Raw genomic sequence first — 20,787 nt, 5'->3', positions numbered from 1 at the left:
CCATTGATTCAGCTACGGGATCGCGGGCGTCCGCGGCGCGCTGGCGGCCGCCGCCGCGCTCCGGCGAAGGCGGCGCGGCATGCCGAGGACGAACGAGCGGATCGCGGCGGTCGATGCGGGCGCGTCGCTCGCGAAGGTCGCGCTCGCGGGCGAGCCCACGGGCGTCCGGCTCGAGAGCGGATCGTCGATCGACCTCGAGGCCGTCGCGCGCCGGGTCGAGGCGCTCTCTCCCGAGCGCGTGGCGCTGACGGGGTGCGGCGCGAGCTGGCTCGCGGCGCGGCTCGCGCTCCCGACCGGGATCTTCGACGAGTTCGCCGCCTGGGGCGCGGGAGCCCGGCACCTGCTCGCGCGCGGCGTCGCCGACGCGCCGGAGCGGTTCCTGATGGTGTCGCTCGGCACCGGCACCTCGGTCGTGCTCGTCGAGCCCGCGTCGGTGCGGCGCGTCGGGGGAACGGCGCTCGGCGGCGGCACGCTGCTCGGGCTCGGTCGCGCGCTGCTCGGCGTCTCGACGTTCGGTGAGATCGCGGCGCTCGCGGCGCGCGGCGATCGCCACGAGGTCGACCTCGTGCTCTCGGACATCTACGCCCCCGGCGCGATCGCGCTCCCGGACTGGGCGACGGTCGCGAGCTTCGGCCGGCTCGCGCGCGACGGCGCGCACGCCGTGTCGCGCGAAGACCTGGCGGCGGGCGTCGTGCACCTGGTCAGCGAGAACGTGGGACTTCTCTGCGGCGGGCTCGCGCAGGCGCTCGGCGTGCGCGACGTCGCGGTCGGAGGCTCGACGGTGCCCGGCAACGCGGCGCTCGTCGAGACGTTGACGCGGTTGGTGGGCGCGTTCGGCTGCGCGACCCACGTGCTCGAGGATGCGGCGTACGCGGGCGCGCTCGGAGCGATCGAGCTCCTGCGCGCCCGCGCCTGAGATCGCGTCCGGCCGCGGCCCGACGCGCGTCGCCGCCCGCAGCCCCTACTCCGGCGTCGGCTCGCGCAGCGCGGGCTCGGTCGGCGTGTCCTCGACCGGCTGGCTCAGGTTGCGCACCGCGCGCTGCGTGCGCGCGATCGCGGCCCGCTGCACGCGCAGCTCCTCGGTCTGCGCGGCGACCTGGCGCTCGAGCCGCTCCTTCGCGTCGACCGCCTCCTCGAGCCGCGTCTCGAGGTCGCTCACGCGCGACTCGAGGTTGCGGATCAGGCGCATGATCGCGTCGGTGTCGACGCCGCCCATCGACGGGATCGCCGTCGCCGCGTTCGGGTCCGCTCCGAAGTCCAGCGTGCCGTCCATGCTCATGTTCGATCCTTCCCCGCCACTCGCCTTGTGCGGCGGCTTGGCTGCGTGTGCGGCGCCCGTCCGGGGCGCCGGTGCGTCGTCGTCGTCCTGCTCGGCGGCCGTGGGCGTGCCCGCGAACAGGTCGGTCTGGCTGTCGTCGTCGACCGCGCCGCCGAGCGTCGCCGGCTCGCCGGCCTCCTCGGTCGGGGCCGCGCTCTCGAGCCCGGCGAACGGGTTGTCGTCGCCGAACTCGTCGCCGATCTCGCCGTCGTCGTCGCCGTCGTCGAGCTCGCCCGCGCGGCGGCGGCGGAGCGCGATCACGGCGCCGCCGGCGACGAGCAGGGCGACGCCGGCGAGTGCGATCGCCCCGGTTCCGAGGAACGACGAGTCGTCCGGCCCGGGGACGGGCGCCGCCGAGCGCGTGGTCGCGGGCGGCAGCGACGTGCGCGGCGCCGACGCCGCCTGGGCGGGCGTCGGTGCGTCGGGCGTCGCCATGGCGATGCGCACGGGCTCGTCGCCAGCGGCCGGGGGCGGGGACGCGTCGGCCGCCGCGGGAATGGCCCCTGCGCGCGGAGCGACGGGCTCCTCCGCCGTCTCGAACTCGATGGGCTCGCCCGCGGCATCCTCGGGCACCGCTCGCGCGCCGCCGGCGGGCGACGGGCTCGCCGGCGACGAAGCGGCCGGAATGGCGCGTGCGGCCGTCGGCGCCGGGGCGGGCTCGGGAGCCACGCGCGGTGCCGGCGCGGGCTTCGCCACCGCCGCGGGCGCGGTGATCTTCTCGGTCTTCTCCGCCTTCGCGACGGGCGCGGGCTTCGGCGCCGCCGCGGTCTTGGTCGGCGACGGCTTCGGCGCGCTCTTCGCGACCGCCGGCGCCGGCGCGTCCTCGAGCACGTCGAGGACGATGCGCGACGGCGAGTTGAGCATCAGCTCCTTGAGGCCCAGGCCGCTGCGCGCGAGCCGGATGCGCGCGACCGTCGAGCGGCCCTCGGAGCGCACGTCGACGCGGTCGACGAGCGACTTCGGCAGCGCGAGCTTCTGGTCCTTGCCGGAGGCGTTGAGCGTCACGACGAGCTCGGCCGCGCCGCCGGAGTCGGTGCGGTCGAGCTTGTAGCCCGTCGGGCCGTCGAGCTCGAAGACGATGCGGGTGAACGTCGGGTGGCGACCGACGCGCACGTCGGTCACGCGCGTCGCCAGGGCCGGCGGAGCGAGCAGCGCAACGAGCGCCACCGCCCCGAGGAGAGAGCGCGCGGCGCGTCGACCGCGACGCCTGCGCTCCCCTCGGTCCGGGAGTCGGATCGGACTCGTCATTCGTTCGACCACCTCGAGAGACGGATCTCGGGAGCGCGACCACGCGGTCCCGGACCCTCCAGGGACACCGCCTCGCACCGGCGCGACGCACTGCTCCTGCGCAGCACCTGCGCGTGCGTTATCGGGCACGGGCCGCGGGGCTTTACCCGAGAACGCACTCGCCGTGCACCGATCCGAGCACCGGGGGGCGGAAAGTCGACCATCGTCGGCCCGGCGGCCGCAAAACTAGCGGGGGATCGCGATCCGCCGCCGGAGCTCCCTCACGGCCGTCGCGATGCGCGGACCGTACCACGACACCCAGGTACCGTCGATCGAGTGGATCCGCCCGGAACGGGCCGCCGGGACGTCGAGCGCCGCGATCTCCGCCGCGTCGTCGGGCCCGAACGGGTAGGGCTCGTCCGGCAGCAGCACCACGTCGGGCTTCGCGGCCACGACCTCCTCGAGCGCGACGATCGGGTAGCGACGGTCGCCCCCGCGCGCGCCGGCCGCCGCGCTCGCGCGCGCGAACGGGTTGTGGGCGCCGCACCGCTCGAGCAGGTCGTTCGCGTAGGTGCCGGCGCCGACCGCCATCCAGGGGTCGCGCCAGATCGGACAGAAGACGCGCGGGCGCTCCTCCGGCGGCACCCGCTCCATGCGCGACGGGCCGCCGATCGCCGCGTCCCCGCCTGCGCGCCCCTCGCTCCCGGACGGCGCGATCGTCGCGAGCGCGGCGTCGAGCTCGGCGACCACGGCCTCCGCGCGCGCGCGCTCCGGCGAGACGCGCGCGAGCGCGCGCACGACCTCCGCGCCCGTCTCCACCGTCGTCGGATACGTGAGCCAGACGCGCAGCCCGCGCGCCTCGAGCCCCTCGACGACGCGCCGCGTGTTCTCCTCGCGGTTCGCGATCACGAGGTCGGGCGCGAGCGCGGCGATCGCCTCGACGTCCGCGTCCTTCGTGCCGCCGACCCGGGCGATGCGCGCGACCGCGTCGCGCGGGTGGACGCAGTAGTCGGTGACGCCGACGACGCGGTCGCCGAGGCCGAGCGCGAAGCACGCCTCGGTGAGGCTCGGCACGAGCGACACGATGCGCGCCGGCGTCGACCGCGGTGCGCCGCGCGCGCTCACCGCGCGAGCTCGATCTCGAGCCGCCCGCGCGCGAGCCGCGCGCGCTCGACAGTGCAGCCGGCGAGGCCGGCCGGGAGCGCGATGCGTCGACGCGCGTCGCGCACGCGGACGAGCAGGTGCGGTGCGCCGCCGCCCACGAGGGCGTCCACCTCGACGTCGTCGCGAGCGACGGCGCCGACGGCGATCGACACGACGGCGCCAGCGCCGCGCTCGACGACCTCGAGCGGTCGCGACGCGGCGAGCCGCGCAGCCGGGTCGCGCTCGCCGAACACCGCCTCGCCGAGCCGCGCGAGCGCCGCCGTCCCGATCGGCTCGCGCTCGCACAGCGGCGCACTCAGGAGGGGAAGCGGGAACGAGTGCGCGATGCGCTCGAGCTGCTCGCGCTCGCGCGCAGCGCGCCCGGCGAGGAGCCGCGCCGCGGGCGAGTCGCCGAGCGCGGGCAGCCGGCGATTCGCGATCACGGCGTCGGTCGCCACGCCGTGGAGCGACAGGTAGGCGAACGCGCGCAGTGCCTCGTCGACGACGACGCGCTCGGGCTCGACGACGATGCGCGCCGTCGTCCGCGCGGGGTCGACGAGCATGCGGTGCACGTCGTCGACGCCGGCCTGCAGCGCCTCGACGGCTTCGAAGAGCGCCTCGCTCGGAACCAGCCGCCCGGCACCGACGCTCCGCGCGATCGGCCGAAGCCAGCGCGCGCCCGCGCGCTCGAGCTCGAAGAAGTGCCGCATGAAGGCGCGCAGCGCGTCGGGGAACCGCAGCCACTGCAGCGCGCCGCCCGTCGGTGCGCAGTCGACGACGCACAGGTCGTAGTCGCCCGACGCCTCGACTGCGCGCAGGGCGCGCAGCGAGACGAGCTCCTCGATCCCCGGAACCGCGAGCAGCTCCTCGACGACGACCTCGTCGGCATCGCCGCGCAACAGCTCGCGCAGCCAGGCGCGCACCTGCGGCCAGCCGCTGTCGATCGCGTCGAGCGCCGTCGACGCCTGCGCGACGACGCCTGCGGCGACGCGCACGGGCTCGCCGCCCACGCGCACGCCGAGCACCTCGCCGAGCCCGTGCGCAGCGTCGGTCGAGAGGAGGAACACGCGGTGCCCGCGGCGCGCGGCCGCGAGCGCGGTCGCGGCCGCGAGTGTCGTCTTGCCGACGCCGCCCTTCCCGGTGTGGAGCAGGATGCGCATCAGGGCACGACGGCGCGGAACGCATCCGCGCGCGCATCGACCTCGACGCGCGACGGCTCCTCGAGCTCGACGCGCAGCTCGCCGCGCGCGAGCGACGCGCGCGCCACGACGAGTGATGCGAGCGCGCGCGGGAGGGCGATCGCGCGGCGCGCGTCCCCCGCGCGGACGACGAGGTCGCCGCCGACCTTCGCCACCTCGAGCGTCTCGACGCGCGCACCCGGGAGCGGGAGGCACACGGCTCCGCGTCGCGGTCCGCGCGCGCCGCGGCGCCGCGGCGACTCGAAGCGCAGGGCCGGTGCGCTCGCGAGCCGCGCGCTCGGGCAGGCCGACGCGAAGAGCGCCTCGGCGTGCGCGGCGAGCGCGTCCGGGCCGACCAGCTCCTCGACCGCGAGCGGAGCCTCGAGCACCGCGAGCGGTGCGAACTGCAGGCCGAGCTCGCGGCGGTGCTCGGCCTGCGCGCGCAGCCTCTCGCGGAAGCAGCCTTCCCCGGCGAGCGCGTCCGGCGCGACCCGGTTCAGGACGATGGCATCGCAGGCGAGCCCGAAGAGCGACAGCTCGGTGCGCGCGCGGCGCGCCTCCTCGATCGGAATCCGCTCGGGCGTCGTCACGAGCCGCACGCTCGTCGCGTCGGACGTCAGCAGGCGGCGAAGGGCGCGGAGCCGCACGTAGAAGGCCTGCTCGAGGTCGCGCGCCACCGTCGCCGTCACGCGCGCTTCCTGCGCGCGGGCGCTCCCGAGCGCGCCGCGCGTCGCCGCGACCGCGCGCACGAGCCGCAGCGCGAGCCGGACGGCGCCGTGTGCGACGTCGGGAAGCGTCACGAGGCGGAGCGCAGCGCCGGCGGGCGCACAGTCGACGACCACGAGGTCGAAGTCCTCGCGGGACGCGAGCCTCTCGACGGCGATCAGCGTCGCGAGCTCCTCGGCGCCGGGGAGGATCGCGAGATCCTCGACGACCCGCTCGTCGGCGACGCGGCCTCGCAGCAGGGCGGCGATGCCGTCGCGCACGGAGCTCCAGTGCGCGTCGAGCTCGCGCCGCGCGTCGATCTCCGACGCGAGGAGCCGCGCCTCGACGGGCGAAGGAGCGGCGCCGAGCCGCGCGCCCAGCACGTCGCCGAGGCTGTGCGCGGGGTCGACGGACACGACGAGCGTGCGAAGCCCGCGGCGGGCCGCGCACACGGCCGTCGCGGCCGCGGTCGTCGTCTTGCCGACGCCGCCCTTGCCCGTGTAGAGCACGAGTCTCACACGGCGACGGTATCACGCGGCCCTCGCCGGCTCCCGACGACGCGTGCGTACCCGACGCACGCGCGCCGGTGCGGAGCGCGGCGCGGGGCGCTCCGTGAAGCGGTGCCCGCAGTGCGCGCACTCGCCCAGCACGAGCGGGCCGTCGCACACCACCTCGTCGAGCGAGACGCTCGCGCAGCCGCACACCCGACATGCCCGCGACCCGGCGCGCGCTTGCACGGCGCGCACCACGGCGCCTTCGTTCGCAGCGATCCACGTAGCCATGTGCCGACCTCCCGACCCGTCCGACTCGCCCGACCCGTCCGACCCGCCCGACTCTCCCGACCCGCCCGACTCGTCCGCGGCCGCGTCCACGGCGGCGGCCGCCGCGGCCGCCGCCGACCTGCGCGGGCGACGCGACGAAGGGAAGGAAAGCGCGGGGGCGTGACGGATTCGGTCACGCGTCGACGAGAGGAGCGCGCGGCGCGCGGCCGCGCGGGGCGCGTCAGTCGAGGTCGCGCAGCTCGCGCTTGAGCAGCTTGCCCGACGGCCCCTTCGGGATCTCGGCGATCACGCGCACGATGCGCGGGTACTTGTACGCGGCGAGCCGCTCCTTGCACCACGCGACGATCTCGTCCTCGCTCGCGCTCTGCCCGGGCGCGAAGGCCACGAACGCCTTCACCTCCTCGCCGTGCGTCGGGTGGGGAACGCCGATCACGGCGGCCTCCGCGACGGCGGGATGCGCGTAGAGCACCTCCTCCACCTCGCGCGGATACACGTTGAAGCCGCCGCGCAGGATCATGTCCTTCTTGCGGTCGACGATGAAATAACAACCGTCCTCGTCGCGATAGCCGATGTCGCCCGAGTGGAACCAGCCGTCGCGGATGCTCTCGGCCGTCGCCTCGGGCCGGCCGAGGTAGCCCTTCATCACGTTGTGTCCGCGGATGCAGATCTCGCCGCGCTCGCCGTCGGGGAGCTGCCGCCCCTCGTCGTCCATGATGCACATCTCGACGCCCCAGACGGGGTAGCCGATCGAGCCCGGCTTGCGCGGCTTGTCGACGACGTTGAACGACGCGACCGGCGATGTCTCCGACAGGCCGAACCCTTCCTGGACGGGGATGCCGAAGCGCTTCTCGAACTCGTGCAGCACCTCGACCGGCATGGGCGCGCCGCCCGTCAGGCAGAAGCGCAGCGACGAGACGTCGAAGCGCTCGCCGCCCTCGTGGTGGAGCAACCCGAAGTACATGGTGGGAACGCCCGCGAAGACGTTGATGCGATCGCGCTCGATGATCTCGAATGCGGCGCCGGGCTCGAAGCGGGGGAGCAGACTGAACGAGCCACCCATCGCGATCGACGCGTTCATGATGCACTGCTGCCCGAAGGAGTGGAACAGCGGGAGCGTCGCGAGCGCGTTCATCTCGCCGCGCTGCATCGGGAACAGGCGCGGCGCGACGAACGCGCAGTTGAGGAACAGGTTCGAGTGCGTGAGCTCCGCGCCCTTGGGCTTCCCGGTCGTCCCCGACGTGTAGAGGATGACCGCCGTCGCCGTGGACTCGGTGAGCGCGACGTCGTCGCACTCGGGGCCGTGCGCGAGCCCGACGAGCGTGTCGCCCTCGCCGCTCGAGACGAGGCACTCGACGCCCGCCTCGGCGGCGCCGGCCTGCCCGACCGCCGCGAAGAGCGGATGCGCGACGAGCAGCTTCGCGCTCGCGTCGCGCAGGAAGTACGCGACCTCGGGTGCGGCGGCGAGCACGTTGATCGGGACCACCGTCGCGCCGGCGTACAGGATCCCGTAGTAGGCGATCACGAACTCGGGAACGTTCGGGATCAGGACGGCGACGGTGTCGCCCGGCTCGACACCGCGCTCGCGAAGCCCGCGCGCGACGCCGCGCGCCGCGCGGGCGAGCTGCGCGTACGTCATCGTGAAGTCGCCGAGCCGCAGCACGACGCGCTCGGGGTGCTCGTGCTCGCTCGCCTGCAGGATCGTTCCGAGGTTCAGGTGCATGGGCGGCTCCGTCGGTGGCGCGGCGCGGCGGGCGCGCGGGGGCCGTCGAATCTACCCCCGCACCGCGGCGCGCGCGATAAGCTCGCGCGCCGCGCACGCCTTCGCGGGGCCGCGCGCGGCGAGACGGGAGGACAGGGCATGCGGAACCTCGAAGGACGGGTGGCGGTGGTGACGGGCGGCGCGAGCGGCATCGGCGAGGCGCTCGCCCGCGCCTGCGCGCGAGAGCGGATGAAGGTCGTCGTCGCCGACATCGAGGCCGCGGGCGCCGAGCGGGTCGCGAAGGCGATCGTCGCCGCGGGCGGCGCGGCGATCGGCGCCGCCGCCGACGTGAGCGACCGCGCCTCCGTCGAGGCGCTCGCCGACGCGGCATACCGCGAGTTCGGCGCCGTCCACCTGCTCTGCAGCAACGCCGGCGTGCTCGCGACCGGCCCGCTCGTCGACGCGACCGACCACGACTGGAAGTGGCTGCTCGGCGTGAACCTGTTCGGCGTCGTGAACGGCGCGCGCGTCTTCGTGCCGCGCATGCGCGCGCAGGGCGGCGAGGCGCACATCGTGAACACCGCGTCGATCGCGGGGCTCACCGGCGTTCCCGACCTCGGCGTCTACTGCGCGACCAAGCACGCCGTCGTCGGCGTCTCGGAGGTGCTGGCGCACGAGCTCGCAGAGGACGGGATCGGCGTCTCCGTGCTGTGCCCGGGCGGCGTCGAGACGCGCATCCACGAGGCGGCGCGCAACCGGCCGGCCGCCCTCGGTGGGCCGGTCGCGGTCGCCGCCGATGCGACGGGCGATGCGGGCCCCGACGACGCGGTCGATGCGAGCTCGTTCGAGGCGAGCCTGCAGGAGATCATCGGGCCCGACCAGGTCGCGCAGCTCGTGCTCGAAGCCGTGCGCAACCGCGAGCTCTACGTGGTGACGCACCCGGCCTGGAAGGTGCCCTTCCAGCTCCGCGCGGACGCGATCCTCGAAGCCTACGATCGCGCGGCCGACCGCCGAAGCTAGGCGTCGCCGTCCTCGAGCCGCGCGAGCCGCTCGCGGTCGAGCTTCGCCTTCACGGTGCGGCGGTCGAGCCCGAGGCGACGGCCCGTCTCCTCGTAGCTCCGCGTCCGCGCGTAGACGTGGGTGCAGTAGAGCCGGACGAGATCGTCGGCGCCGAGCGCGCCGTCCTCGATGGCGCGCGCGAGCTCGCCCGCGAGCCCGCCGGTCGCGCGACGACGGGTGCGCTCGGGCCGATAGGTGCCGCGCACGAGCACGCTGCGCACGCACTGCTCGAGCTCGCGCACGTTGCCGGGCCAGGCGTAGTCCGCGCCGAGGTCGCGCGCGACGCAGCGCTGCACCTCGTCGACGAGCGCGGGCGCCTCGTCGTCGCCCGCGACGCGGCGCGCGATGACGAGCAGCAGGTTGGGAAGGTCGTCCGGCGCGTCGGCGAGCTGCTCGCGCAGCGTCGGCGTGCGGACGGCATCGGCACAGAGCCGGTAGAAGAGATCCTCGCGGAAGCGCCCGTCGTCGATCTCCGCCGCGAGGTCGCGGTTCGTCGCCGCGAGGATCTTCCCGGCGAAGCGGCGATCGCGCGTCTCGCCGATGCGCTGGAAGGTGCGCTGCTCGAGCACGCGCAGGAGCTTCACCTGGAGCTCCGGCGCGAGCTCGCCGATCTCGTCGAGGAACACCGAGCCCCGCTCGCTGCACGCCTCGAGCCAGCCCGCGCGGTCCTCGAGCGCGCCCGTGAACGAGCCGCGCCGGTGACCGAAGAGCTCCGACTCGATCAGGCCCGGCGAGAGCGCGGCGAGGTTCACGGCGTGGAAGCACGTCGCGTAGTCCTCGGCGAACGTCCCGCGCTCGACGTCGAACGCGATGAAGCGCGACAGCGCGATCGCGCGCGCGACCAGCTCCTTGCCCGTCCCCGTCTCGCCCGTGATGAGCGTCGGCACGTCGCCCATGCGGTCGACGAGCGCGCGGCGGTAGCGGGCGGGGTCGCGCGTGAAGATCGACTCCCAGACCGCGGCGCGCAGGCGGGCCGCCGGCATCGAGCCGCCGTAGATGCGACGGAACACGTGATGGAAGGCGCGGCGGATCTGGAAGCCCCACGCGAAGAGCGTGCCCGCCGACGCCGCGACCGCGGCGGGCAGGCGCACCCCCTCGATGCGCAGGAGCCGCGCGTGGTCGCGCTCGAAGCGCGGCCAGCAGGCGACCCTGCCGCTCGCGCGTTCGCCGCGCTCGCCCGCGCGGACGAGCGCCATCAGCTCGTCTTCGTAGGCCATGTAGAGCGCGAACCGGCACAGCGCTTCGTAGACGACGAGGTCGCGCGCGGACGCGCGCGCGGCGCCGCCCGACGCGAGGCGCTCGCGCGCGCGATCGGCGAGCGAGCCCGCGACGTCGCGCAGCGCATTCGTGTTGGGATTGAGCCCGTCGAGGGCGACGTCGACGTGCCAGACGTCCGAGTAGCGCGCGAACGCGGACCCGAGGGCGCCGCGCTCGTGGTCGATGCGCTCGGGCCCGAACGGGTTCGTGTCGGCGAGCGCCGCGAGGCCCTCGGCGATGGCGCGCTCGTCGTCGCGGAAGAGGGACATGCCGCGCGGCTCCTTCGCTCGCCGCGCGCGCGACCCGGTGCGCCGCCGCCGCGACGCCGGCGGGCTCGCGCGCGAGCGCGGCGAACATAACGAACCGCGCGCGCGGCGCGCTCGGCAGCCGCGCTACCCGCGCACGCACTCCGCGCAGAGCGTGTCCCCCGTGAAGCCCGACGGCGCGATGCCGAGGAAGGCGCGCTCGCCGCGCAGGAGCGGCGCGTCGCACGCCGCGCACGTCGCGGACCGCTCGAGGAAGATCGGCTGCCAGCCGAGCACGTGCCCGAAGCGGGCGCGCACCGCGTCCGCCGCGTCGCCCTCCGCGTCGACCGCCCCGCGATCCTCGCGCGCGGCCGCGGCCTCCGCGCGCCCGCGCCGGCGCGCGTCGCGCCGCACGCGCTCGTGCGCGCCGCGCACCTCGTCGAGCGCGTCGTCGAGCAGGTCGCCGAGCTCCGTCGACGCGCGACGCGCGGCGTCTGCGACCTCGTCGACGATCCCGCGCACGAGCTCGGCGACCGGCGCGCGCAGGTCGTCCGCGAGCGCGCGCAGCTCGTCGGCGAGTGCGCGCGCGGCGCGGGCGGCGTCGTGATCGCGGTGGTGGCGGCGATGGCGGTGGCGGCGGCGGCCGGGGCAGGTGTCGAAGGCGCGGGAGTCTTCCATGCGGGGGCCTCGTTCGGGCGCGAGGACGCCGCGCAGTGTGGACGAAGCGCGCGCGCTGTCGAGTGCCGCGAGGTGCCGACAGTGCAGCACGTTCGCGGCGCCGCCTTCACACGTAGGTGAGCCAGGCCTCGTACTTCGGCGACTCGCCGCGCGCGGCGCGGAAGAACGCCTCCTGCAGCCGCTTCGCGACGGGGCCGCGGCGCCCGGCGCCGATCGTGCGGTGGTCGATCTCGCGGATCGGTGTCACCTCGGCGGCCGTGCCCGTCAGGAAGACCTCGTCGGCGACGTAGAGATCGTCGCGCGTCAGCGGCGCCTCCTCGACGTCGATGCCGAGGTCGCGCGCGAGCTCGAGCATCGAGGCGCGCGTGATGCCGTCGAGCACGGTCGGGAGCGGCGGCGTCTTCACCTTCCCCTTGCGCACGACGAACACGTTCTCGCCCGTCGCCTCCGACACCTGGCCCTGGGTGTCGAGCATGATGGCCTCGTCGTAGCCGTCGAGCAGCGCCTCGCGCTTCGCGAGGATCGAGTTGACGTAGTCGCCGCACGTCTTGCCCTTGGTCATCTTGGCGTTGACGTGGTGACGTGAGAACGTCGACACCTTCGCGCGGATGCCGCGCTCCATGCCTTCTTCCCCGAGATAGGCGCCCCAGCGCCACGCGATCACGGAGACGCGCACGGGGTTGTCGCCCGGATGCAGGCCCATGGCGCCGGCGCCGATGTACGCGAGCGGCCGGATGTAGCCCTCGTCGAGATGGTTGCGGCGCAACGCCTCGAGGCATGCCTCCTCGACGACGGCGGGCTCGAACGGGATGCGCATGAGGTTGATGTGCGCGGACGCGTAGAGGCGCTCGACGTGCTCGCGCAGCCGGAAGACGGCGGAGCGCCCGTCGGCCGTCCTGTAGCAGCGGATGCCTTCGAAGACGCCGAGCCCGTAGTGCAGCGTGTGCGTGAGGACGTGGATGCGCGCGTCGTCCCACGCCACCCACTCGCCGTCCATCCAGATCGCTTCACCCGTGACGGACCGGGCCGGCTTGTCGCCCATCGGGAGCCTCCGCGGAGGCTCAGCGCCGGAGGATGCGGCCGATGAGCCCCTTCTTGTTCTTGCGCATGTTGATGAGCCGGAGCTCGCGCAGCGCCTCCACCGAGTCGGGGCGGATCTGGACGGCGCGCGTGAACATCTTCTCCGCGGCGCCGCCCTGACCGATCGCCTTGTAGAGACGGCCGAGGAAGAGGTAGGGCTTCTCGTGATCGCGCGCCAGCTTGAGGCCGCGCTTCACGTGCTCGATCGCCTCCTCCACCATCGCCGTCTCGTCCTGGTGGATGAGGAACAGGCAGTAGCCGTAGTGGGCGTGGTACTCGCCCTCGGCCGGATTGCGTTCGAGCGCGTTGCCGAAGCAGAGGAGCGCCGCTTCGTACTTGCGCTCGCGCAGCAGCGCCTCGCCGCGCTGGAACTCGACCTCGGCCTCGAGCTTGCGCGCCTCTTCCTTCTCCTGCGCCGCGCGCCGCTCGCCGCGCTGCAGCTCGAGCAGGTACTCCTGGCGCTTGCGCGGGTCGCGCAGTCGCTCGTGCGCGGCCTCGATGCGCGCGAACACCTCGTCGGCGAGTGCGCGCACGGACTGGCTGCTGTGCTGGAAGCGGTCGGGGTGCGCGCGGCGCGCGACCTCCTCGAAGCCGGCCTCGATCTCCTCGACGCTCGCATCGGTGCCGACGCCGAGCACCTCGAAGTCGGTCTGCCGGCGCATGCGCTCGGCCGACGCCGCGAGCTCCGTGCGCAGGTCGCGCTCACCGCGCTCGTCGCGTTTGCGGCCGCCGCTCGCGCGGTCGGTCGCGCGCCGGCCGTCCGCGTCGCCGCCGGCCGCGCGCGTGTCGAGCAGCCCCGTCACGATCAGGCCGTAGAGCGCGCGGCGCACGCGCTCGTCGGAGCGAAGGAAGGAGCCGACGCGCTGCTTGCCGTCGAGGCCGTCGACGAGCTGGCGTTCGACGTCCGCGAGCTCGACGTCCTGGAGCCGGTAGAACGGGCTGTCGGCGCGCGCGACGAACTGGTCGGCGCGGCGGCGCAGGCGCCGGTCGATGCGCTCGATCGGCATCCGCGCGCGCACGCCCTCGAGCACCCACGACGCGGGCGCGCGGCCCTGCGGCAGCGCGAGGCCACCCGCGAGTCGCGCCCCCTGCTTGAACTCGTAGCGACCGCGCTTCCACTCGAAGACCTCGAGCAGCTTCTCCTCGGCCTGCTCGAGCAGCGCGCGCGCGACCTCCTCCTCGCTCATCACCTGCATCGCGACGAGGATCCGTCCCTGCAGCCCTTCCCCCGCCTTCATGCGCGCGACCGACTCCTCGAACGCGGCCTGGTCGATCGCACCGCGCTGCACGAGGAGGTTGCCGAAGCACTCGCCGATCAGGTTCGACTTCACGCCGACCGGGTAGCCCTCGCGCACCTGCACCACCTTGCGACGCCGCGCGTGGGTCAGGATGAGCGCGCCGGTCGCGCGAAGGCCGTGGAGGTGGTGGAGCAGCGACGCGAAGTCGAGGTCGCGGAGCTCGCCTTCGAGTGCGATCGCCTTCGCGCCCGCGGGCTTCGCGCTCGCGCGCGCGACGGAGGGCGCGGCCGCGCTCGCCGCCGACTTCGCGACCGCGGGCCGCTCGCGCTCGAAGACGCGCGGCGGCGCGTCCTTGATGTGCTTCTTGACGAGCGCGTGCAGCTTGTCGAGCGGGATCGGCTTCTTGACGAGCGCCGTCGCGCGCGCCGCGCGCGCGCGCTCCTTGTAGCCGGCCGTGATGCGCGTTCCGGTGAGGAGGAAGACGGGGATGTCGCAGGCGGGAGTGCGCAGCGCGCGGATGCTCTCGAGGACCTCGAAGCCGTCGCGCCGCGGGAGCTGGATGTCGATCAGGGCGAGATCGAAGTCGTCGGTCGACACCGCTTCGAGCGCCGCCAGGCCGTCGTGCCGTGCCTCGACCCGGTAGCCCTGCGCGCCGAGCGCCTCACCGATGATCGCGCACAGGTTCGGATCCGAATCGACGCAGAGCACCCTTCCCGACATGCAGCTCCTCCCGAAGATGGCGGTCGATTCGGCGGAGCTGCGCGAGCTCCGCGTGACTCGAGTCACCGCTCGGAAGAAGCGTGTCGGCGGCCTAGCGTCGAAGCCCGAGGAGCGATTCGCGGAGCTCCGGGCGCGCGATTCCGCGCTCGGTGACGATCGCCGTCACCCAGCGCGCGGGAGTGACGTCGAACGCCGGATGGCGCACCGGAATGCCGTCGGGGAGCACCTTGTTGCCGCCGAGCTGCGCGATCTCCTCGCGACCGCGCTCCTCGATCGGGATCGCCGCGCCGGTCGCGGTCTCGAAGTCGACCGTCGAGAGCGGCGCCGCGACGTAGAACGGAACGCCGTGCTCGCGCGCGAGGACGGCGAGCGGGTACGTCCCGACCTTGTTCGCGACGTCGCCGTTGGCGGCGATCCGGTCGGCGCCGACCAGGACGAGGTCGATCTCGCCGCGCTGCAGCAGGTGGCCCGCCATGCCGTCGGTGTGGACGGAGACGGGGATGCCGTCGCGCGCGAGCTCCCAGGCCGTGAGCCGCGCGCCCTGGAGGAAGGGCCGTGTCTCGCCCGCGAGCACGCGCGGCGCGCGGCCGGCCTCGGACGCCGCGCGCACGACCCCGAGCGCCGTCCCGTAGCCCGCCGTGGCGAGCGCGCCCGCATTGCAGTGCGTGAGGATGCGCGCGCCCTGCGGCACGAGCTCGAGGCCGGCCGCACCGATCGCGCGACACGCCGCGACGTCCTCGTCGAGGACGCGCTGCGCCTCGACGACGAGCGCGGTCGCGACGCTCGCCGCGTCCGCGCGCTCGGCGTGCATCGCGCGCTCGAGCGCGCTGCGCATGCGAGCGAGCGCGTGGAAGAGGTTGACCGCGGTGGGCCGCGTCGCGGCGAGACGCTCGAAGACGGGAGCGAGCTCGCTCGCGAGCGAGCGCGCCTCCTTCGCGCGGCTCGTCACCGCAGCGCGCGCCACGCCGAGCGCGGCCGCGCATCCGATCGCGGGCGCGCCGCGCACCGCGAGCGATTCGATCGCGCGCGCGACCTCCTCCGCGTCGCGCAGCACGAGCACGACCTCCCGCTCCGGGAGCGCGCGCTGGTCGAGCACCTCGACGCCCTCGTCCGTCCAGCGCAGCGTGAACCACTCCGCGCTCACGGCGCCTCCGCGGGTGCCGGCGACGCGTCCGGCTCCGGCGCGGGGGCCGGCGGCGCCGCCTGTGGCTCGGCGGACGGCGCCGTGTCTTCGCCGGCTGGCGGCCCTGCGGAGGGCGGCGGCTGCGGCGCGGGCGACGGCTGCGGCGCGGGCGACGGCTGCGGTGCGGACGACGGCTGCGGCTCGTTCGCGGGCGCTTCGGCCGGGCGCGAGCGCGAGCCGCGCCCGGCGCCCGAGAGCACACCGCGCAGCAGGTCGCCCGCCTCGCTCCCGAGCGCGTCGTCGATCTTGCGCCCGAGCTTCGAGTCCGCCTGCACGACGTAGCGGGCCGCGAAGGCCGCGACGTCCTCGGGCTTCACCGACACGGTCGGCGCGAGCGCCGTGCCTCCGACGCGAGCGAGCGGGATGACGCGCGCCTGGCCCTGCGCGGCGCCCGAGAGCGCGGCGTCGAGCCGGTCGCCGATCACGAGCTCGCCGCGCATGTCGAGCGCGAGGTCGGCGAGGCGCAGCCCTCCGCGGAGCCGCGTCGTGTACTCGTCGTGCACGACCTCGAAGTCCTGCGTGCGCGCCTCGCCGTTCGCGACGTGGAACGTGGCGCGCGCCACCTGGAACGTCTCCGAGTAGTAGTCCTCGATCGACTTGCCGCGCTTCGCCGGCAGCGCCGCCAGGGCCGCATAGCCGAGCGCGCCGAAGCGGTCGAAGACGGTGCGGAGGAGCGAGACGCCTCGGAGCCTCCCGCCCGCTTCGTCGCCGCCGATCCGGAAGCGCACGTCGCCGCGCAGCCGGTCGGTCGCGGGCGCCGCGGCGGCCGCGCCCGCGAGCGGGAGGTCGAGCGAGAGGTCGAGGTCGAGCGCGCCGAAGACGGCGTCGCGGAGCGCATCGACCATCGAGAACACCGCGTTGCTCTCGACGGGCTGCGGCGTCGCGAGGCGCACGGCGAGCACACGCGCGCCGAAGAGATCCTGGAGCCCGCCCTCGACGGCGAGCCGCGCGGCGCCCACGGTCGCGAACAGGTCGCGCGGCACGAGCGACGTGCCCTTCGCGTCGACGCGCCCGTCGAGCACGAGCGGCGCGTCCGGCTCCACCTGCGCGAGCGCGAGCTTCGAGAGCGCGAACGACCCCGTGAGCGCGAGCGGCGACGTCTGCAGCACGAGCCCCTCGAGCGCGAGCGAGCCGGTCGGCGAGAGCTCCGCGAGCGCGGGAACCACCTCTTCCCAGCCCGCGACGTCGAACGCGGGCGCGCTCATCTCGACGCGCGTGCGCGTTCCGGTGCGCAGCGCGCCCTTCGCCTGCGCATTGCGCACGCGCAGCTCGTAGTCGGCGCGCAGCGCGCCCGACTCGTCGGTCGAGAGCGTGCCGTCGAGCGTCGCGCGCGTGCCCGCGGCCTTGCGCACGACGCCACCGCCGTAGTCGAGCGCGGCGTCACCGAGGTCGACGGAGAACGGGCCGCTCCAGCGCTCGCCCTCGCGCGCGAGCGTCGCCTTCGCCGACACGGGCCCCTTCGCGGAGAGATCGCCCATTGCGAGATCGAGCGCGCGCGCGTCGAGCGTCGCGTCGATCGAGAGCGGCGCATCGGCGGACGCGCGCGCGACGCGCGCGCGCGCGTCGACGCGTCCGGCGAGACGGCCGATCCCGTCCACGTAGCTGGCGAGCGGCGCCGCCTCGAACCCGTCGAGCTCGATCGCGGCGTCGATCGGCCCGTCGGCGGACGCCTCGCCGCGGACGGCCACGTCGCCGCCGCTCGCGAGCGTCCCGCTCGCCTCGAACGCGATCGGCCCCGCGAGCGACGACGCGCGCACCTCGGCGTCGACGCCGTCGAGCGTCCAGACGACGGGCGGGCGAGCGACGCGATCGTCGAGCACGATGCGCGCGCCGCGCAGCGCGACGCGATCGAGCTCGATGGGCGGCGCGCCGCCCGCGTCCTCCGCGGGCGCACTCGCCGCCGCGGGCGCGGCGGGCACGGCAGCCGCGAGCAGATCGATGCCCTGCGGCGTGCGCGCGACGCGCAGCTCGGCGCCCTCGACGACGATCGCGTCGACCGCCGCGCGCCCGCGCAGCAGCGCGCGCCATGCGAGGACGAGCGAGGCGCGCTCGGCGCGCACCGCGGGCTCGGCCTTCGGCGTCGCGCCGCCGATCACCACGCGCGCGACCTCGACGCGCGGCGGGAAGACGCGCACGTCGACGTCGCCCCAGTCGACGTCGCGTCCGATGCGCTCGCGCGCGAGCGACTGGATGCGCTCGCGGAAGCCCGCGCTCTCGACCCAGCCGGGGAGCACGACCGCGAGCCCGGCGAGCGCGAGCGCGAGCAGCGCGACGACGACGGCGAGTGCGATCGCGAGCGGCCGCGCGGCGCGCATCACGAGCCGCGCAGCTTCTCGGCGAGGAGCGCGCGCACCTGCGCCGGGTCGGCCTTGCCTCGTGTCTTCTTCATCACCTGCCCCATCAGCGCGTTGAGCGGCTTGTCGTCGCCCGCGCGCACCTTCGCCGCCGCTGCGGGGTCGGCGGCGATCACCTCGTCCACGACGCCCTCGAGCGCGCCGGCGTCCGACACCGCCTCGAGGCCGCGCGTGCGGACGAGCTCGTCGGGGTCGGCGCCGAAGGCGAGCTCGGGGAAGATCTGCCGCGCGTTCTTCGCCGTGAGCTTCCCGCTCTCGACGAGCGCGACGAGACGCGCGAGCGCGGCCGGCGCGAGGCGCGCGTCCTCGACCTCGCGGCCGCGGTCGTTCAGCACCTGCAGGAGGTCGCGCAGCAGCCAGCCGGCGACCGCCTTCGGACTCGCGCCGGCTGCGACCGTCGCGTCGTACAGCGCGGCGAGCGCGCGGCTCGCGACGAGCTGCGCGGCTTCGGCCGGCGACAGCCCGTGCTCGTCTTCGAAGCGCGCGCGCTTGCGCTCCGGCAGCTCGGGCAGCGCGGCGCGCACGCGCTCGACGTGCGCCGGGTCGATCTCGAGCGCGACGAGGTCGGGGTCGGGGAAATAGCGATAGTCGTTCGCGTCCTCCTTGAGACGCAGCACGCGCGTGCGCCCGGTGGACGGGTCGTAGGCCATCGTCGCCTGGACGACGCGGCCGCCGTCCTCGAGCACCTCGGCCTGCCGCTCGATCTCCGCCGCGATCGCCTCCTCCACGAAGCGGAACGAGTTCAGGTTCTTGAGCTCGGTGCGCGTGCCGAGCGCGGCCTCGCCGCGCGGCCGGATCGAGACGTTGGCGTCGCAGCGGAACTGGCCCTTCTCCATGTCCGCCTCGCTCACGTCGAGGTAGCGGAGGATCTCGCGCAGCGCGCGCAGGTAGGCGCCCGCCTCGGCGGGCGTGCGGAGATCGGGCTCGGAGACGATCTCGAGCAGCGGAACGCCGGCGCGGTTGTAGTCGAGCTGCGTGTCGTCGCCGCCCGCGACGGCGTCGTCGTGCACCGACTTGCCGGCGTCCTCCTCGAGATGCGCGCGCGTGATGCCGACGCGCTTGCGGTAGCCGGGCGCGTCGCCCTCACCCGGCACGTCGACCTCGATCCAGCCGTCGGAGACCACCGGGTCCTCGTACTGCGAGATCTGGTAGCCCTTCGGGAGATCGGGATAGAAGTAGTTCTTGCGCGCGAACACCGAACGCGCGTGCACCGTGCTGTTCGTCGCGAGCCCGAGGCGGATCGCGAGCTCGACGACGCGCTCGTTGAGCACGGGGAGCACGCCGGGCAGCCCGAGGTCGATCGGGTGCACGTCGTGGTTGGGCGGGTCGCCGTAGCGCACGGGCGCCGGGCTGAAGAGCTTCGACCGCGTGCGCAGGTGGGTGTGCACCTCGAGGCCGATCACGGCCTCCCAGCGGTCGAGCGTGCGCGCGAGCCCGCCGTCGCTCACGACGCGGCTCCCGCGAGCGGCGCGGGCCGGCGCTCGTGGTGGTCGGTCCTGCGTTGATAGGCGTCGGCGACGCGCAGCAGCGAGGCCTCGCCGAGCGCCGGCCCGACGAGCTGGAGCCCGACGGGGAGCCCGTCGACCTCGCCGCACGGGATCGACACGCCCGGGATTCCCGCGAGCGACGTCGCCACCGTGTACACGTCGGAGAGGTACATCGCGAGCGGGTCGGCGCTCTTCGCGCCGAGCGGGAACGCGACCTCGGGCGCCGTGGGCGTCGCGATCACGTCGCAGCCGGCGAAGGCCTGCTCGAAGTCGCGCCGCAGGAGCGTCCGCACCTGCTGCGCCTTGCGATAGTAGGCGTCGTAGTAGCCCGCCGAGAGCACGTAGGTGCCGAGCAGGATGCGCCGCTTCACCTCCGCGCCGAAGCCTTCCGAGCGCGTGCGCCGGATCATGTCGCCGAGCCCGTCGTAGTGCGGCGCGCGCCGTCCGTACCGCACGCCGTCGTAGCGCGCGAGGTTGCTCGAGGCCTCGGCCGTCGCGATCAGGTAGTAGGCGGCGATTCCGTACCGCGTGTGCGGGAGCGAGACCTCGCGCGTCTTCGCGCCCGCGCGCTCGAGCAGCGCGACGGCCTCGCGCACGCGCTCGAGCACGCGCGCATCGGCGCCTTCCTGCTCGAAGTACTCGCGCGGCAGCCCGACGACCATCCCCGACACGTCGCCCGTGAGCTCGCGCTCGAGCGCGGGCGCCGGCTCGGGCAGCGACGTCGAGTCGCGCGCGTCGTGGCCGCAGATCGCCTCGAGCACGAGCGCGCAGTCGCGCGCCGTGTGCGTGAACGGGCCGATCTGGTCGAGCGACGACGCGAACGCGACGAGCCCCCAGCGCGACACGCGACCGTACGTGGGCTTCATGCCGACGACGCCGCAGAAGGACGCGGGCTGGCGGATCGAGCCCCCCGTGTCGCTCCCGAGTGCGAACGCCGTGATCCCCGCCGCGACCGCGCCCGCCGACCCGCCCGACGACCCGCCGCACGAGCGCGTCGCGTCCCACGGGCTGCGCGCCGCGCCGTAGATCGAGTGCTCCGTCGACGAGCCCATCGCGAACTCGTCCATGTTGGTGCGGCCGATCGCGACCGCGCCCGCGTCGGCGAGGCGCCCGGCGACGCCGCCCTGATAGGGGGCGACGAAGCCTTCGAGGATGCGCGAGCCGCACGTCACCGGCTCGCCCTCGACGACCATGTTGTCCTTCAAGAGGATGGGGATCCCGTCGAGCGGCCCGCGCGCTCCGCCGCCCGCGCGCCGGGCGTCCGAGGCGTCCGCCTCCGCCAGCGCGCGCTCCGCGCGCGTCCCGACCACGAGCGAGAGCCCGCGCAGCGCCTCGGCGCGCGCGAGCGCGCGCTCGACCAGCTCGCGCGACGAGACGCGCTTCGCGGCGAGGGCGTCGCGCTGCGCCGCCACGGTGTCGAGGTCGCCCGCCATC

The 20,787-nt window shown here is 75.1% G+C and carries 15 protein-coding genes; 2 read left to right on the top strand and 13 right to left on the bottom strand.

Annotated features, from left to right (window positions below):
* Positions 1-79: 79 nt before the first annotated feature.
* Positions 80-916, top strand: coding sequence for a hypothetical protein (locus tag R3E88_01225; GenBank protein MEZ4215075.1), 837 nt, complete (start codon positions 80-82; stop codon positions 914-916).
* 45 nt (positions 917-961) lie between these two features.
* Here R3E88_01225 and R3E88_01220 read toward each other — a convergent pair whose 3' ends face one another.
* The 5 genes from R3E88_01220 to R3E88_01200 form a co-directional block, all read right to left on the bottom strand.
* Entirely contained in the window at positions 962-2,485 is a 1,524-nt protein-coding gene (locus tag R3E88_01220) for a hypothetical protein (GenBank protein ID MEZ4215074.1), read from the bottom strand.
* A 306-nt stretch (positions 2,486-2,791) separates the two neighbouring features.
* The gene (locus tag R3E88_01215) at positions 2,792-3,670 is read right to left on the bottom strand and encodes a helical backbone metal receptor (protein MEZ4215073.1); all 879 of its coding nucleotides are present in this window, start codon (positions 3,668-3,670) and stop codon (positions 2,792-2,794) included.
* Positions 3,667-4,848, bottom strand: a complete 1,182-nt coding sequence (locus R3E88_01210; GenBank protein ID MEZ4215072.1) for a TRC40/GET3/ArsA family transport-energizing ATPase — start codon at positions 4,846-4,848, stop codon at positions 3,667-3,669. The genes R3E88_01215 and R3E88_01210 overlap by 4 nt, the downstream gene beginning before the upstream one ends.
* Positions 4,848-6,089 carry an ArsA family ATPase gene (locus R3E88_01205; GenBank protein MEZ4215071.1) on the bottom strand — a complete coding sequence of 414 codons (1,242 nt, stop codon included), beginning with the start codon at positions 6,087-6,089 and terminating at the stop codon, positions 4,848-4,850. The genes R3E88_01210 and R3E88_01205 overlap by 1 nt, the downstream gene beginning before the upstream one ends.
* Positions 6,090-6,573: 484 nt before the next feature.
* The gene (locus tag R3E88_01200; protein ID MEZ4215070.1) at positions 6,574-8,073 is read right to left on the bottom strand and encodes a long-chain fatty acid--CoA ligase; all 1,500 of its coding nucleotides are present in this window, start codon (positions 8,071-8,073) and stop codon (positions 6,574-6,576) included.
* A 138-nt stretch (positions 8,074-8,211) separates the two neighbouring features.
* On the opposite strand from R3E88_01200, the gene R3E88_01195 reads away from it, so the two are divergent.
* Positions 8,212-9,072 (top strand): SDR family NAD(P)-dependent oxidoreductase, encoded by an 861-nt coding sequence (locus R3E88_01195; protein ID MEZ4215069.1) that lies wholly within the window; start codon positions 8,212-8,214, stop codon positions 9,070-9,072.
* Here R3E88_01195 and R3E88_01190 read toward each other — a convergent pair.
* From R3E88_01190 to gatA, 8 genes are all read right to left on the bottom strand, one after another.
* Positions 9,069-10,637, bottom strand: coding sequence for a sigma 54-interacting transcriptional regulator (locus R3E88_01190; protein MEZ4215068.1), 1,569 nt, complete (start codon positions 10,635-10,637; stop codon positions 9,069-9,071). The genes R3E88_01195 and R3E88_01190 overlap by 4 nt on opposite strands.
* Before the next feature lie 123 nt (positions 10,638-10,760).
* Entirely contained in the window at positions 10,761-11,291 is a 531-nt protein-coding gene (locus tag R3E88_01185) for a hypothetical protein (GenBank protein ID MEZ4215067.1), read from the bottom strand.
* 106 nt (positions 11,292-11,397) lie between these two features.
* Entirely contained in the window at positions 11,398-12,333 is a 936-nt protein-coding gene (locus R3E88_01180; GenBank protein MEZ4215066.1) for a branched-chain amino acid transaminase, read from the bottom strand.
* A 19-nt stretch (positions 12,334-12,352) separates the two neighbouring features.
* Positions 12,353-14,329 carry a response regulator gene (locus R3E88_01175; protein ID MEZ4215065.1) on the bottom strand — a complete coding sequence of 659 codons (1,977 nt, stop codon included), beginning with the start codon at positions 14,327-14,329 and terminating at the stop codon, positions 12,353-12,355.
* A gap of 91 nt (positions 14,330-14,420) precedes the next feature.
* The gene (gene mtnA / locus R3E88_01170) at positions 14,421-15,473 is read right to left on the bottom strand and encodes an S-methyl-5-thioribose-1-phosphate isomerase (GenBank protein MEZ4215064.1); all 1,053 of its coding nucleotides are present in this window, start codon (positions 15,471-15,473) and stop codon (positions 14,421-14,423) included.
* Positions 15,470-17,827: a DUF748 domain-containing protein gene (locus tag R3E88_01165; protein ID MEZ4215063.1), complete on the bottom strand. Its 2,358-nt coding sequence runs from the start codon at positions 17,825-17,827 to the stop codon at positions 15,470-15,472. Before R3E88_01165 ends, mtnA begins: the two co-directional genes overlap by 4 nt.
* Positions 17,827-19,314, bottom strand: a complete 1,488-nt coding sequence (gene gatB, locus R3E88_01160) for an Asp-tRNA(Asn)/Glu-tRNA(Gln) amidotransferase subunit GatB (GenBank protein MEZ4215062.1) — start codon at positions 19,312-19,314, stop codon at positions 17,827-17,829. Before gatB ends, R3E88_01165 begins: the two co-directional genes overlap by 1 nt.
* A complete protein-coding gene (gene gatA, locus R3E88_01155; GenBank protein MEZ4215061.1) occupies positions 19,311-20,786 on the bottom strand; it encodes an Asp-tRNA(Asn)/Glu-tRNA(Gln) amidotransferase subunit GatA in 1,476 nt (491 codons plus the stop codon). The genes gatB and gatA overlap by 4 nt, the downstream gene beginning before the upstream one ends.
* Position 20,787: the final 1 nt, after the last annotated feature.

This window comes from Myxococcota bacterium (genome assembly GCA_041389495.1).
In the GTDB taxonomy this organism is placed as follows: domain Bacteria; phylum Myxococcota_A; class UBA9160; order UBA9160; family UBA4427; genus JAWKRT01.
Note: the sequence above shows the minus strand (reverse complement) of the source record. Positions and strands in the feature narration are given on the sequence as shown.